12 protein-coding genes are annotated in these 13,968 nt (G+C 65.1%); 8 read left to right on the top strand and 4 right to left on the bottom strand.

Features of this window, described 5'->3' with window-relative positions:
- The first annotated feature begins 2 nt into the window (after window positions 1-2).
- Genes asnB through IC762_RS24960 form a run of 6 tightly spaced genes read left to right on the top strand, consistent with a single transcriptional unit; the run spans window position 3 to window position 6,450 of the window.
- Window positions 3-1,841 (top strand): asparagine synthase (glutamine-hydrolyzing), encoded by a 1,839-nt coding sequence (gene asnB, locus IC762_RS24985; protein ID WP_195784865.1) that lies wholly within the window; start codon window positions 3-5, stop codon window positions 1,839-1,841.
- A gap of 3 nt (window positions 1,842-1,844) precedes the next feature.
- Window positions 1,845-2,933, top strand: coding sequence for a glycosyltransferase (locus IC762_RS24980; RefSeq protein ID WP_195784864.1), 1,089 nt, complete (start codon window positions 1,845-1,847; stop codon window positions 2,931-2,933).
- Window positions 2,934-2,941: 8 nt separating this feature from the next.
- On the top strand, window positions 2,942-3,796 hold the full coding sequence (locus tag IC762_RS24975) for a methyltransferase domain-containing protein (RefSeq protein ID WP_195784863.1): 855 nt from the start codon (window positions 2,942-2,944) through the stop codon (window positions 3,794-3,796).
- Window positions 3,793-4,356 carry an acyltransferase gene (locus tag IC762_RS24970; RefSeq protein ID WP_195784862.1) on the top strand — a complete coding sequence of 188 codons (564 nt, stop codon included), beginning with the start codon at window positions 3,793-3,795 and terminating at the stop codon, window positions 4,354-4,356. The genes IC762_RS24975 and IC762_RS24970 overlap by 4 nt, the downstream gene beginning before the upstream one ends.
- Window positions 4,357-4,363: 7 nt before the next feature.
- A complete protein-coding gene (locus IC762_RS24965; RefSeq protein ID WP_195784861.1) occupies window positions 4,364-5,290 on the top strand; it encodes an NAD-dependent epimerase/dehydratase family protein in 927 nt (308 codons plus the stop codon).
- Complete coding sequence (locus IC762_RS24960) at window positions 5,287-6,450, top strand: glycosyltransferase family 4 protein (RefSeq protein ID WP_195784860.1); 1,164 nt, start codon at window positions 5,287-5,289, stop codon at window positions 6,448-6,450. Before IC762_RS24965 ends, IC762_RS24960 begins: the two co-directional genes overlap by 4 nt.
- Here the strand turns inward: IC762_RS24960 and IC762_RS24955 are convergent.
- Window positions 6,447-7,772 carry a hypothetical protein gene (locus IC762_RS24955; protein WP_246801207.1) on the bottom strand — a complete coding sequence of 442 codons (1,326 nt, stop codon included), beginning with the start codon at window positions 7,770-7,772 and terminating at the stop codon, window positions 6,447-6,449. The genes IC762_RS24960 and IC762_RS24955 overlap by 4 nt on opposite strands.
- 499 nt (window positions 7,773-8,271) lie before the next feature.
- Here IC762_RS24955 and IC762_RS24950 point away from each other — a divergent pair, with 499 nt between their 5' ends.
- Both IC762_RS24950 and IC762_RS24945 read left to right on the top strand, forming a co-directional pair.
- Entirely contained in the window at window positions 8,272-9,270 is a 999-nt protein-coding gene (locus IC762_RS24950) for an NAD-dependent 4,6-dehydratase LegB (RefSeq protein WP_195784859.1), read from the top strand.
- A gap of 5 nt (window positions 9,271-9,275) precedes the next feature.
- Window positions 9,276-10,496: a LegC family aminotransferase gene (locus tag IC762_RS24945; RefSeq protein ID WP_195784858.1), complete on the top strand. Its 1,221-nt coding sequence runs from the start codon at window positions 9,276-9,278 to the stop codon at window positions 10,494-10,496.
- Window positions 10,497-10,531: 35 nt separating this feature from the next.
- On the opposite strand, the gene IC762_RS24940 is transcribed toward IC762_RS24945, so the two are convergent.
- Genes IC762_RS24940 through IC762_RS24930 form a run of 3 tightly spaced genes read right to left on the bottom strand, consistent with a single transcriptional unit; the run spans window position 10,532 to window position 13,967 of the window.
- Complete coding sequence (locus IC762_RS24940; RefSeq protein ID WP_195784857.1) at window positions 10,532-11,521, bottom strand: polysaccharide deacetylase family protein; 990 nt, start codon at window positions 11,519-11,521, stop codon at window positions 10,532-10,534.
- An 11-nt stretch (window positions 11,522-11,532) separates the two neighbouring features.
- The gene (locus tag IC762_RS24935) at window positions 11,533-12,930 is read right to left on the bottom strand and encodes an SDR family NAD(P)-dependent oxidoreductase (protein WP_195784856.1); all 1,398 of its coding nucleotides are present in this window, start codon (window positions 12,928-12,930) and stop codon (window positions 11,533-11,535) included.
- Window positions 12,927-13,967, bottom strand: a complete 1,041-nt coding sequence (locus tag IC762_RS24930; RefSeq protein WP_195784855.1) for a hypothetical protein — start codon at window positions 13,965-13,967, stop codon at window positions 12,927-12,929. Before IC762_RS24930 ends, IC762_RS24935 begins: the two co-directional genes overlap by 4 nt.
- Between the last annotated feature and the right edge of the window lies 1 nt (window position 13,968).

The following is a 13,968-nucleotide window of genomic DNA, read 5'->3' as shown; positions in this document are numbered from 1 at the left end:
AGATGTGCGGGATCGCTGGCATCGTCAATCTCCGGGGCAATCCGGTCGAGCCGGCCGAGCTCTCGCGGCTCAGCAGCCTGATCGCGCATCGGGGGCCGTTCGGCGAGGGCAACTGGTTCAACGCGAAGCGCAATCTCGCTTTCGCCCACCGCCGGCTCGCGATCATCGATCCGACCGACGGCGGCTATCAGCCGATGGTCTCTGGCGATGGCCGCCACGTCATCCTCTACAATGGCGAGATCTACAATTTCCTCGAGTTGCGCCGCGAGCTCGAGGCGAAGGGTGCGACTTTCCGGAGCCAATCCGACACCGAGGTGATCCTCGCCGCGTGGCAAGCCTGGGGCGAGGAGATGCTGCTGCGCTTCAACGGCATGTGGGCGCTTGCCATCGTCGACACGACGACCGACGAACTGTTCCTCGCCCGCGATCGCTTCGGCATCAAGCCGATGCTCTATGCGCTGACGCCCGAGCGCTTCGTGTTCGCGTCCGAACAGCGCGCGCTGGCGGGCAGCGGGTTGATCGACGCAACAATCGATCTCGACGTGGCGCGGCGGCTGCTGCTCGATCCGTTCGGCATCGAAGGCAGCGCGCGGAGCCTGTTCCGGCAGGTGCGCCGCCTGCAGGCCGGCCATTGCATGTGGCTGCGCCAGGGACGCGTCGAGATGCGCCGCTGGTGGCGCACCGTGGATCACCTGCCGGAGATTCCGAGCGGCGAGGCCGAGCGGGTGGACCGCTTTCGCGGGCTGTTTCAGGATTCCGTCGCGCTGCGCATGCGCAGCGACGTACCGATCGGGACCTGCCTGTCCGGGGGGTTCGATTCGTCCGCGGTGATCTGCGCGATGGCCTCGCATGAGCGCGCGGGGATGGGCCCGCGTGACTCGACCGCCTGGCGCCATGCCTTTGTCGCGACGTTTCCCGGCGCCAGCAACGACGAGCGGCCGGCGGCCGAGGAAGCGGCGGCCTGGGCCGAGGTCGAGCCGACCTTCCTCGCGATCGGGCGCGGCGATGCGTTGACCGACCTCGATCGCATCCTCGCGGATAATGACGACGTCTATATCGGACTGCCGAGCGCGGCCTGGTTGATCTACCGCGAGCTGCGCCGGCAGAACGTCACGGTGTCACTCGACGGCCATGGCGCCGACGAATTGATGGGCGCCTATCTGCAGGAAGGCCAGTCTGCGGCGTTTCGTGTCCGCAACGCCGCGGCCGCGCTGACCTCGCGCTTGCCGTTCGCGCAGCGCGGCGTCGACCTGGCGCGGGCGCAGATGATCCGCCGCCAGGGGCATTACTTCCTGCGCGGCGGGCTTGCCGCGACGCCGGCGCCGCTGCCGCTGGTCGCCGAGGACGACGAGCTGCCGCGCGACTGGGGTGCGCTGAACCGGCGGCTCTACCGCATGTTCCATTCGAGCACGCTGCCGACGATCCTGCGCAATTTCGACCGGCTCTCGATGGCGCATGGCATCGAGGTCCGCATGCCCTTCATGGATTGGCGTCTGGTGACCTACACGATGGCTCTGCCGGAGACGAGCAAGCTCTCCGACGGCATCACCAAGGCGGTGGCACGAAAGGCGATGGCCAATCTGATGCCGGAAAGCATCCGCACCGCGCGGCGCAAGGTCGGCTTCAACTCGCCGATGCCGGAATGGCTGAACGGGCCGCTCTCGAGCTGGACCGCCGAGCTGCTGGCGCGAAAGGTGCCGGCCTTTGCCGACATGGTCGATGAGGTGCAGCTTGTGCGGGCGGTCGGCCGCCTGACCGCGCGGCAAGGCTGGGATTGGGAGAGCGTCGGCCGGATCTGGCCCTATCTGAACATGAAATGGATGTTGGCAAGGTACGCGTGAGCGATGCGCCTGTTCCAGAATAGCGGCCTCTATCCGTCCTATTTGCCGCGCCTGAACCAACTCGCCGCCGGCGCGTCGACGTTCGAAGCGCGGCGCGACGTGTTCTTGCACGATCGCTTTGGTGCGGCGCATTTCCTCAAGCCGGTGCTCGATGGCGCGCCGGAGGCCTTTTTCACCAACGGCGATGACGAGGTGCTGCAGCGGCAGTGGGCGCGCGCGCAGGGCATGGCAGGCACGCCGACGCTGGAAGCAATCCTGCTCGCGCAGATCGAGCATCACGAGGCCGAGGTGTTCTATAATCTCGACCCGGTGCGCTATCCGAGTGCGTTCACAGCCAAGCTGCCTGGTTGTGTGAAGACCACACTGTGCTGGCGCGCGGCGCCCTCGGGCAATGCGGACCTGACCGGCTATGGCGCGGTGCTCGGCAATTTCCCTTCGATCCTGGAGTCCTGGCGAGCCAAGGGCTGTCGGGCCGAATTGTTCTTCCCCGCGGTCGATCCCGTCATGGACGAGTACGGCCAGGGCGAGCGGCCGATCGACGTCGCCTTCGTCGGCGGCTATTCGCGGCATCACAGCGCGCGCGGCAGGACGCTGGAGCAGGTGGCCGATCTTTCGGCCCGGCACAAGATCGTGTTCTGCCTCGACGCCTCGCGATTGACCCGGCTCGCCGAAAGCGCGCTCGGTCGCCTGCTGCCGCTCGGCAAGCACCGCCGTCCCGACGCCATTGCCCGCATCGCGCGGGCGCCGGTGTTCGGCCGCGATCTCTACGCGCTGTTCGGCTCGGCCAAGATCGTGCTCAACGGCGCGATCGACATGGCCGGAAACGATCGCGGCAACATGCGCTGCTTCGAGGCGATGGGCTGCGGCGCGCTGCTGCTGTCGGATGCCGGGAACTATCCGGTGGGGATGGAGGAGGGCAAGACGATTGCGATCTATCAGAGCGGCAATGACTGCCCGATCGAGGTCGAGAATTGCCTGCGTGGCTGGAACGAACTGAAGGCGCGGGCCGATAAGGGGCGGACCGCGGTCAGAGATTTGTATAGCAAAGAGCGCCAGTGGGCTCTATTTGGACAACTCTTGGAGCGCCTCTAGGAGCAGGCATGCACGTTGACGGTCTGGTTTTCAGGATCAAGGAGATCGCCGACGCCGCGGCGTCGCCGCTCTATCAATTGAGCGGGCGCAGGCCCTGGTCGCTCGGCTATTACACGCGCAAGAAGGCGAGTATCGAGAGCGCGATCGATGGCGCGGCCGTGCAACCCGGACGCCAACTCCCCGACGGCTTCGGTGTCGGGATCGACGAACGCGTCGTCGAATATCCCTGGCTGTTCGATCGGCTGCGCCGTGACGGCGTCAAGCTCGGCCGGATGCTTGACGCAGGCTCGACGCTGAATCACGACTACGTCCTCAGCCGGAATCCGCTGCGCAAGGCTGATCTGACCATGATGACGCTGGCGCCCGAGAAACGCTGCTACTGGTACGATGGCTATTCCTACGTGTTCGGTGATTTCCGCAAGACCAGTTTTGCGGACGGGGCGTTCGATACCATCGTCAGCATCTCGACGCTGGAGCATGTCGGGCTCGACAACACGATGCTCTACACCAGCGATCCCACGAAATCGGAAACCAACAAGCATGGCTTCGCCGATGCCGTCAGCGAGTTCCGGCGTATCATCGCGCCCGGCGGTCGTTGCCTGATCACGGTGCCCTACGGCCGCTACGAGAATTTCAACTGGTTCCAGCTGTTCGACGGCGCGATGATCCAGGCGCTGATCGATGCCTTCGGGCCGTCGTCCTTCGATCTCGAATTCTTTGCCTACGACAAAGCCGGCTGGCGCCGCGCCTCGCAGGCCGACGTCGCCAATGCGACGGCGTTCGATCCGCACAGCGGCCGCGGTCGACTCGACGACAATGCGGGCTGCGCGCGCGCCATCGCCTGCATCGAGATGATCAGATGAATCTCGACTACTGGCTGCAGCGAGCTGTTGGGCGCGCGACCTGCCGGCTTGGACCGCAGGCCAGGCTGATGCCGACAGCGCGGATTCGCAATATCCGCGGCGACGGCGACTGCATCGTGGTCGGCGACAACAGCGTCATCCGCGGCGAGCTTTTGACATTTGCGCATGGCGGGCGGATCGAGATCGGCGCGTGGTGCTACGTCGGAGAGCATACGAGGATCTGGTCGGCAGCCTCGGTCAGGATCGGAGACAGGGTGCTGATCGCGCACGGCGTGAACATCTTCGACAATTTGACCCATCCGGTCGACCCGGTGGCGCGTCACAGCCAGATCCAGGAAATGTTCACCCGCGGCCATCCGCGCAAGCTCGATCTCGACGAGCGTCCGGTCACGATCCACGACGACGCCTGGATCGGCGCCGGCGCATTCGTTATGCGGGGTCTCACGATCGGCGCCCGCGCCATCATCGCGGCCGGTACCGTCGTCACCAAGGACGTGGCTGATGATACGGTGGTCGCCGGAAATCCCGCGCGTGTGGTAAAGTCCATCCTCGAGGCATGAAGGGCGCATGACGATCTGGGTCACCGGCGCGAACGGGTTTATCGGCCGCCATCTGGTTCGCGAACTGGCGGCAGCGGGGCATGCCGTGCATGGCGTCGGCCATGGCGCGCTCGATGCGGCAGAGACGCGCCGGCTCGGCCTTGCAAGCTGGATCAATGGCGAGATCGATGCGGCCAATCTCAACGCGCTGGCCGCCGCGCATGGACGGCCGACGCGCGTGCTGCACCTGGCCGGCGGATCATCGGTCGGGGTCTCGATCGAGCGGCCGTTCGAGGATTTCTCCCGCACCGTGGCGAGCACGGCGCGATTGCTGGAATGGCTGCGCGGCTCCGCGCCGGACTGCGCGGTGATCGCAGCCTCGAGCGCTGCCGTCTACGGTGCGGATCACGCAGGCCCGATTGCCGAGAGTGCCGTGCCGACGCCGATGTCGCCTTACGGACAGCACAAGCTGATGATGGAGCAGTTGTGCGAGAGCAATGCCCGAACCTTCGGCCTCGGCTGTACCGTGGTGCGACTGTTCTCGGTCTATGGCCCCAATCTGCGCAAGCAGCTGTTGTGGGACATCTGCTCGCGGCTGAAGGCGGGGGAGCAGCCGCTCAGCCTCGGCGGCACCGGCACCGAGATCCGAGACTGGACTGACGTGCGCGATGTCGCGCGATTGCTGGCGCAATTTGCGGGACAATCGCGGCAGGACGGCTTCCGCGTCGTCAATGGCGGCTCGGGTCGGGGCGCGAGCGTCGCCGACATCGCGAACGGCCTGGTCAGGGAGTTGGGCGGCAATACGGTCGTGCGTTACTCCGGTATCGGCCGGCCCGGCGATCCCGTCAGCCTGCTCGCCGACGATGCAAACCTGCGCCGCGTCGGCTTCGACTGGCGGATTCCGCTCGACCGCGGCCTTGCCGACTATGTGGCGTGGTTCAAGCAGGCCTCATGACACCGCAAGCTCCGATGCGCATCGCGTTCAACTACATCTCGCGCACCCTGTGGGCCGGCGGGTACAATTATCAGAGCAATCTGTTCGCGGCGCTGGCCCGGTTCCGGCCCGGCGAGTTCGCGCCGGTGGTGTTCGCCAGCAGCCGCGGCGACGCAGGCGAGCTGGCGCAGCTTGCCGCGATCTCCGGCGTCGAGATCGTGCGGTCGGAGGCCTTCGAAGGCCAGCCGGAATTGGCCAAGGCACTCGCCCTCGGTCTGGCGCGCGAAGCCAGCGCGGCGTTTGGCGCCGCCCGGATCGATGCGGTGGTCGAATCGGCGCGCTTCTTCGGCTGGCGGTTGCCGATCCCGGCGATCGCCTGGATCCCGGATCTGCAGCACCGCTCGCTGCCGCATCTTTTTCCAAGGGCCGCGCGCTGGCGGCGCGAATTCGGCTTCCGCATGCAGATCGCGGGCCGCCGCACTATCATGCTCAGCAGCGAAAGCGCGCTGCGCGATTTCAGGGCCTACTACCCGCGGGTCAAGAACAACGTCCGCGTGGTCCGCTTTGCCACCCAGCCGCAGCTTGGCCTGCTGAACACCGATCCGGCCGAAGTCATTGCGGCCTATGGCCTGCCGCAAAACTATTTCTATTTGCCCAATCAGTTCTACCGCCACAAGAACCACCAGCTGGTGGTCGATGCTCTGGCGATCCTGAAAGAGCGCGGGGCCGATGTGGTGGTCTGCGCATCCGGCAGCACGGAGGACCGGCGCGAGCCGGGCTACTACGATCAGGTCAATGCCGAGGTGCACAGCCGCGGCCTCGAGCGGCACTTCCGCCATGTCGGCATCATTCCGTTCTCTCATGTCTACGCGCTGCTGCGGGCCGCGACCGCCATGGTCAACCCGTCGCGTTTCGAGGGCTGGAGCTCGACCGTGGAGGAGGCGAAATCGTTCGGCGTTCCGATGATCCTGTCCGACATCGACGTGCACCGGGAGCAGACCGCGGGCGGTGCCCGCTATTTCGGCGTCGACGATCCCGTTGCGCTGGCCGACCACCTCATGGAGGCGTCACGGCAGGCCGCCGGGCTCACCGTTCGCAATGTCGTCCCGCAGCAGGATGACAATGTCAGCGCCTTCGCTGCAAGCTTCGCGGCCACCATGCGGCAGGCCGTTCAGCGCTAAGCTGACAGGCCGGAATAGCCCTGATCCGGCTTGCGTTCGGCGCGCAGCGGCGTCACGTACCACAAGAGGAACAGCAATAGCGCGCCGTGGGTCGCCAGCACGGTGGTGAAGGGGACGTTGAGGATCAACTGGACCAGCACCGCCCCGGAGATGAGCGCCAAACGCGGCGGCAGGTTGGCCGACGCCCGGTTGCCGAGCGCGACGACGAGCCCGCAGACGAAAGCCGCAACCGGCGCGAACAGGGCGCCGATCGACGCAATCCCCTCGGTCGCGAACAGCGATGCGTTGAAGTATCCGCCGATACCGAACGCCTTGTAGATCACCACCGAAAGCGGTTCGTTATACGGACAGGACACCAGGGACTTCAGGAACCCGATCTGACAATAGTGGGTCAGATCATGCTTGAAGAAGAAATCGTTGTAGAAGTCCATGGCCAGCGACGGGATCGCGACCATCCTGAAATTGACCAGTCCGAAATAGGGAACCGTCGCTGAATAGGGCACCCATTCGAGCTCGAACAGCATGAACGCCAACAGGCCCGCGACCAGCGGCGCCAGTAGCGAGACGACGACGGCGATCCTGAGCTCGAAAATCCGCGACAGTATCGTCATCACCACCAGCCAGGCGGAGGTGAGGAGCGAGATCTTGCTCACCGTGACCGGATAGAAGGCAAGCAGGATCGCCAGCGCGATCGCGGCGCGCAACGGCCTCTTCAGCTCGACGCAGCAGGCAAAGGCGAACGGCAGCAGCGCGCCGCTCGCGATCCCCATCAGATAGTTGAGCGCGGTCGGAGTCCGCAGCGACTCACGGTAGTCGTAGATCTGTTCGATCGACACCAGCCTGAAGTCGTAGGTCGCGCCGATCGACACCACGATGGCGCCGAACACCAGGATGCCGTCGATGACGCGGTCGAGCGCCTTCGGCGACAGGGTCCAGACTTGCGGCAGCGGCGATCGGATGAACAGCGCAGGCAGCAGGAACGCGATGGCGGATGCCGCCGCCGATAGCCCGCTCAGGGCGTGGTTGTAGATGAATTCCGAGAACTGGTTGAGCCAGAGATAGCCGGCAATCATCGTGAACAGGTAAAACCCGACGAAATAGCCAAAGCTGAACTCGGCGTACAGGAACAGAACGGCGACAACCGAGAACACGGCGACCACGGCCGCTGCCGAGGCCATGCGGTCCCAGCGGAAGAAGATGTGATAGTCCGAATAGAGATACGCGACGCAGCCGAGCGACAGGCAGACCACCGCGATATGGAGAAAAACCAGGAGCGGCAGCCTGTAGCGTTCCGGCATCAGGCCGCGACCGATCCCACTCACCTAGTTCCTCCAGCAAGGCTTGACGCCAACACGTCGTCCGATACCCCATTCAAAACGCCCATACAACGTTTGTTGCGATTGTGCGCGTCTGTAGCCTGTGCGTTACGCGCCACGGCATGTTCCCTGCTGTTCCCGGTGTTCTCATCTCTGCGAATCCCGAACAGGCGTTGCCAGACTCCTTCGCCCCGGGTCGTGTGCCTTGTCGTCGTGCAATCCAGAGGAGGCCGATCGCACACACCGCCAACCCCTTCGCTACGTCCGCGGCGACCGGATGCGGTGTCGTCCGATCTTTAGATCGTCTTAGATAGCATAGCAAATTCAGATACTTATTAGGATCTAAGAAAAAGATCCTACGGGCGATTGCAAGAGCCCTTTGGACGGCGACGCCGGCTTTCGGCACTTTCCGTCTGGCCTCCCGGCACCGGAGTAGCTAGAAGCGGCGTGCTGGCGGCGGGTGCTGGCGCTCACGGAGACACGGAGCTTGCAGGAGACTCGGAGCTTGCAAAAGGTATTGCTGACCGGCGCGGGTGGATTCATCGGCTCTCACCTTGCGGAAGAACTGGTCCGCCGACAGGTCGGCGTGCGTGCCTTCGTGCATTACAACGGCATGGGATCCTATGGCTGGCTCGATTCGCTGCCGGCCGAAATCCTCGGCAAGATCGACGTGTTCGCGGGCAACATTTGTGACCCAAACGGGCTACGGACCGCGATGAAGGGGTGCGATGCGGTGCTGCATCTCGCCGCGCTGATCGCCATCCCCTATTCATATCATTCGCCCGACACCTATCTCGACACCAATATCCGCGGCACGCTGAACGTGCTGCAGGCGGCGCGCGACCTCGATGTCGGCCATGTCGTGCACACCTCGACCAGCGAGGTCTACGGCACCGCGCAGTTCGTTCCGATCACCGAGGAGCACCCGCTGCAGGGGCAGTCGCCCTATTCGGCAACCAAGATCGGGGCCGACCAGCTCGCGCTGTCGTTCGAGAAGTCGTTCGGTACGCCGGTGACGGTGGTGCGTCCCTTCAATACCTACGGCCCGCGGCAATCGACCCGCGCGGTGATTCCGACCATCATCACCCAGATCGCGGCCGGCAGCCGCCGCATCAAGCTCGGCAGCATCCACCCGACCCGCGACTTCAACTATGTCTCGGACACCGTCGGCGGCTTCCTGGCGGCGCTCGGGACCAGGGCCGGCATCGGCGAGGTCGTCAATATAGGCAGCGGCTTCGAGATCTCGATCGGCGACACCGCGCGCCTGATCGCGGAGCTGATGGGCGTCGAGATCGAGATCGAGCAGGACGACGTCCGCGTCCGCCCCGACCGCAGCGAGGTGGAGCGGCTGTGGGCCAGCAATGCCAAGGCCGCGAGGCTGCTCGGCTGGTCGCCGCGTTTTGCCGGCGTCGACGGCTTGCGCAAGGGCCTCGAGGAGACCATCGCCTGGTTCACCAAGCAGGAGAACCTGTCCCGCTATCGCGCCAACGCCTACACGCTGTGACCTCGATGAGCATTTCGTCCGCACAAGCCGGCAAGGCCGGATCGGCGCCACTCGACCTGCAACCCGCCCTCGACGCGGTCGACGCCGTCCTCGGCGCCAACCCGCGTCCTGTGGAATTGCACGAGCCGCGGCTCGGCGCGCGCGAGCGTGAATTCGTGCTCGATTGCATCGATACCAACTGGGTGTCGTCGGCTGGCCAGTATGTGAACCGCTTCGAGCAGATGGTCGCGCAGGCGACCGGCGCCCGCCATGCTGTCGCAATCGTCAACGGCACGGCTGCCCTGCACGCCGCGCTCCTGCTCGAGGGCGTCGAGCCCAACGACGAGGTGCTGCTGCCCGCAATCACTTTCGTCGCGACCGCGAATGCCGTCAGCCACGCCGGCGCTATCCCGCATTTCGTCGATTCGACCTGGGATACGCTCGGCATCGACCCCGTTGCGCTGGAGAAACATCTCGCGGCGATCGCCGCGCAACGCGATGGCGGGTGGGTGAACAGGGAAACCGGGCGCCGGCTGCGCGCGTTGGTTCCTGTCCACATCTTCGGCCATCCGGCCGACATGGCCGCGCTCAATGCGATTGCCGCGAAATACGGCCTCGTGGTCGTCGAGGACGCAACCGAATCGCTCGGCTCGACCTGGAACGGGCAGGGCTGTGGCACGTTCGGCCATTCGGCGGTGCTGAGCTTCAACGGCAACAAGATCGTCACCACCGGCGGTGGCGGCATGATCCTGACCGACGACGACCAGCACGCCCGTCACGCCCGGCATTTCACCTCGACCGCGAAGAGGTCGCACGCCTGGGCGTTCGACCATGACGAGGTCGCCTACAATTATCGCCTGCCCAACATCAATGCCGCGCTCGGCTGCGGGCAGATGGAGCGGCTACCGGCGATGGTCGCGGCCAAGCGCGAACTCGCCGAGCGCTATCTCGCGGCGTTCAGCGCGTTTCCCTGGGCGCGGATCTTTCGCGAGCCCGACGGCGCGCAGAGCAACTACTGGCTCAACACGCTGGTGCTCGACGGCGATCATGCGGCTGAGCGCGACCGGCTGTTGTCGGCGCTGCACGGCCACGGCATCCGCGCCCGGCCGCTGTGGACGCCGATGCACATGCTGCCGATGTACCGCGACTGCCCGCGCGCGCCGCTTGGCGTCGCCGAGGACATGTTTACGCGCTGCATCAACCTGCCGAGCAGCCCGTTCCTCGCCGCCGGCGCGAACCGGACCTGATGCCGCGGTTCATGAAGCCCTGATTGCCGCGGCGATCAGGTTTCGGCCGCCAATGTCCATTCATTGACCGGCGCGGATGCGTCCTTCGGCAGGTGATTGGTATCGAGACGCGGAAGTCGGAAGCGGGCCGCGGCATTCGTTTCCGACAGCGCGACCTCGGTCGTGAGCGCGAGCTTGAAACCGCGCGACGCGATCGCGCTGACGGTGTCGTCGTTGTAGCTGCCATAGGGATAGCACATGCTGCGATAGGCGGGAGCGACCCCGACCGCGTCGAGCAGCGCCAGCGATCCGTCGATGTCGGCTTCCTGCTCTTCTCTGGGCAGATGGCCCAGCCACTGATGCAGGCTGCCGTGCGAACCGATGTGCATGCCGCAGCCTCGCATCAGGCGCAACTGCTCGACCGTCGCGTACAGTTCGCCCGCGAAGGTCGCCTCGTCGGCTGCGACGTGACGGCTGAAGAGCTGCTCGATCAGTTCGCTGCGCAACGCTGAAGGCAGCGCATGCTGCAGCATCAGCTTGACATAGTCGACGTTGGCCGGATCGAGGAAATTACCGACCATGTACTTCTCGCGGTAGTGAGCAATCGGCTGCAGACCGAATTCCTCGGCGCGTTCGCGGCACGCCGTCTCGATCGTGGCGACGAGATCGTCGGGATCGACGTTGGAGGCGAGAATGAAATGGATCTTGTTGACGTCGAGCACTTTGCGGTCGATCGCCGAGCATGACGGCGGAAAGAACGAGCCCTGGATCTTACGCTCGACGAGCTTGGGCAGCACGTAGGTGTAATGATCGAGATAGCCGTCGTCGAAGGTCAGCAGCGCGGGCCGGGGCGGAAGCTCCCCACGGCCGTCGATGGCATCGATCAGCTGCTCCATCGTCACAAGCGAATAATGTCGCGCGAGATAGCCGAGCTGCTGCTCGAACAGGTCGAGATCGAGGCCCTTGATGCGTGGAAAGCGCGTGCGCTTGAGCGGCCGCACATAGTGGTACATGACGATCGTGAGCTTGCCGGTCGGCCTGTCCATGTTTCCCTCGCTCACGCCGATTGCACGGTGCGGATCAACGGCAGCATCACGGCTTCCGGCAGCTCGGCCTTCACCTTCAGGAAGGTTTCCGTCTGCCGCGTCGTGATCCGCGGCAGCCGCGCCACGATGATCTTCAGGCGAGAATTGCTTTTTTCCAGCCGCGCGCAAAGCTGCTCGCCAATCGCTTTCGCGGCAGCGTATTCCAGCAAGTCCGATGCCTTTTCGTCGATCGCGACGGTCGACGGGTAGTACACGGTCAACCTGCCGCTGGTCTGTGCGAGCAGTTGCTGGACGACGGCGTAGAAACCGTCAACGAACACCGCGGCGAAATCGCGGAAGTCTCCGGCCTGGTAGAGCTCGATACGGCGGCGGAAGATGCGAGGCGAGGCGAAATAGTAGACTTGCCCGCCATCCCAGCCGGTGGCGGCGAGATCGGTGAGGCCCTGCGACGGCGATGTCGCATCGAGCTTGAGGGCGCAGCCGGTTGCGCCGAGGTTGCGCACGCTCTGCAGCGTCTCATCGAGATCGGATGCGTGCCAGGTGAGCACCGGATCGGCGCCGCCCGCTGCAAGCAGCCTCGCTGTGACTGCGCCAAGCCCGCTGGCCGCGCCGATCACGAGCGGCCGCGACCCGCTGAATTCGGCCGGCGCCACCATCCGGCGCAAGGCTTCGTCCGTGGCGGGCGCGGGCGGCTCGCGTCCCGCGAAGGCCGATACGGTTCCTCGGATGCCCAGGCCGAGAACATCGAGTTCGACGAGGCTCATGGCGTCGTGAAACTTGTGAACTGCGAAACCGAGCACGCCGGCTGTCGACGGCACGCATTTGAGCGCGATCTTGGACAGCATGCTGCGAAGTCCCGGGATCTCCATTCCGACCACGGTCGAGACGGCAGCAAGTCCAATCACGCGGTCGACACCAAGTGCGGTGGCCAGTGCGCCGAACCGGGCGGGGAGGGAGGACGCCGTCTCAGGAAGCGCGATGACCCCGGCGAAGCCCGGGATGTCCGCGTGCGTGCGGGGAGAGGGTACGCTCGGCGGGGTGCCCGGCTCAAAGCGCAGCTGACCGTCGACGACGGTCTCGCCGGGCTCGATGCGCGCGACCAGGGCGATTTCGCGCCCCACCGTGACGCGGATCAGCTTGCCGTCATCGGATCCGGTTGCGACGACCTCGTCGCCGACGACGATCGGCTTGACGAAGGTCGCGTCGATCGCGGCAAACGACGCGCCCGGCCGCCGCTGGGCAAACTGATCCAGCGCCCACAGCAGGACGTGCATGCCATGCACCACCAGCGCGCCCGGAAAATGCCGTACCGCCCATTCGCCGTCGACATGGATCGGATTGTGGTCGCCGGAGGCGGCCGCAAACCAGCGCTGATCGTCGATCTCGAACCGTCGCCGAGCGGCCGTCATGGACTGATCAGCAAATTGGGGCGGTCTTGATCGGCGTCGCCCTTGCAGACGATGCGATCGTCGCCCGGACCGCGCAGCGAGAAGGCGAGTTCGACATTGGAGCGTTCGAACGGCTCGAAATAGCCCGGCAGCACGATCCCGGCATCCTTGCCCGGCGGCACCGTGAGAAAGCCGGCCGCTGCAAGTTCGGCCTGCAGTCCGCTGCAGAAGAAGTCGATGTATTCGGCGTCACTCGCGCGCAGCAACTCCTGGAAAGCGGCGCCGGCGCGTCGCAAGGCCGCGCCATCGCCGAGGAAATCCACCATGCGCAGCGCGGTCGCACCTTCGGCTGTGCAGCTCCGCAGCATGCAGATCGCGGCGTGCAGCCCATCGACCAGCAGCATTGCCTGATAGTGATAGAAGGGATGAGACAGGTAGCGTCCATGGAGGAACGCACGGGTCTTGCGTGGGACCTGAAGCGACGCGTCCAGGCCGAGACCTTCGGTGGCGGTCCAGAAATTGTCCCGATCAAGCACAGTGAGCGTCGCACCCGAGCTGAAATTCGGGCTGCTCCGCGAGTCCGCAGGCACGGTTGCCAACTTGTAGTTCTCGATCGCGCTGTTGAGCATGTAATGCCGCGACAGCATGTCGACGTGATAGCCGAGCGCCTGATAGATGCCTTTGGTCGCGAGGTTGAGCCCGACGGTGCCGATCCATTTCGGCGCCATCAGGCTGTCGAGCTTGCGCAATAGCAAAAGCCCGAGACCGTGGGCGAAATCCGGCCGCGCCTTCCAGGTCGTCAGCCACAGCGTATCGGCCTCGCCGGCAAGGGTGGGGTCGTACCGGCTCGCCAGGATGAAGCCGAGAATGCCGACCATGCCCTTTTCATCGTCGCGCGCGGCGATGAAATTATAGCGCTGGTTGGCCTCGTCGCGGTGTTGCCAGTCCATCAGCGCTTCGCTGCGCGCCAGCACGTGGTTGGCGCTCCAGTAGTCGCGGATGAAGTCCATCAGATCCTGTCGATCCGAAAGCCCGCACAGCTCGAGGGTGATGCCCATC

This window comes from Bradyrhizobium genosp. L (assembly GCF_015624485.1).
Lineage (GTDB): Bacteria > Pseudomonadota > Alphaproteobacteria > Rhizobiales > Xanthobacteraceae > Bradyrhizobium.
The sequence above is the reverse complement of the archived record's forward strand: the minus strand, read 5'-3'. Positions and strand labels throughout refer to the sequence as shown.

What these genes read in the sequence shown, in the direction of transcription:
- IC762_RS24945 (WP_195784858.1), top strand. Translation starts at nt 9,276, where the DNA reads ATGAGCATTTCGTCCGCACAAGCCGGCAAGGCCGGATCGGCGCCACTC.
- IC762_RS24965 (WP_195784861.1), top strand. Translation starts at nt 4,364, where the DNA reads ATGACGATCTGGGTCACCGGCGCGAACGGGTTTATCGGCCGCCATCTG.
- asnB (WP_195784865.1), top strand. Translation starts at nt 3, where the DNA reads ATGTGCGGGATCGCTGGCATCGTCAATCTCCGGGGCAATCCGGTCGAG.
- IC762_RS24935 (WP_195784856.1), bottom strand. Translation starts at nt 12,930, where the DNA reads ATGACGGCCGCTCGGCGACGGTTCGAGATCGACGATCAGCGCTGGTTT.
- IC762_RS24960 (WP_195784860.1), top strand. Translation starts at nt 5,287, where the DNA reads ATGACACCGCAAGCTCCGATGCGCATCGCGTTCAACTACATCTCGCGC.
- IC762_RS24930 (WP_195784855.1), bottom strand. Translation starts at nt 13,967, where the DNA reads ATGGGCATCACCCTCGAGCTGTGCGGGCTTTCGGATCGACAGGATCTG.
- IC762_RS24980 (WP_195784864.1), top strand. Translation starts at nt 1,845, where the DNA reads ATGCGCCTGTTCCAGAATAGCGGCCTCTATCCGTCCTATTTGCCGCGC.
- IC762_RS24940 (WP_195784857.1), bottom strand. Translation starts at nt 11,521, where the DNA reads ATGGACAGGCCGACCGGCAAGCTCACGATCGTCATGTACCACTATGTG.
- IC762_RS24975 (WP_195784863.1), top strand. Translation starts at nt 2,942, where the DNA reads ATGCACGTTGACGGTCTGGTTTTCAGGATCAAGGAGATCGCCGACGCC.
- IC762_RS24970 (WP_195784862.1), top strand. Translation starts at nt 3,793, where the DNA reads ATGAATCTCGACTACTGGCTGCAGCGAGCTGTTGGGCGCGCGACCTGC.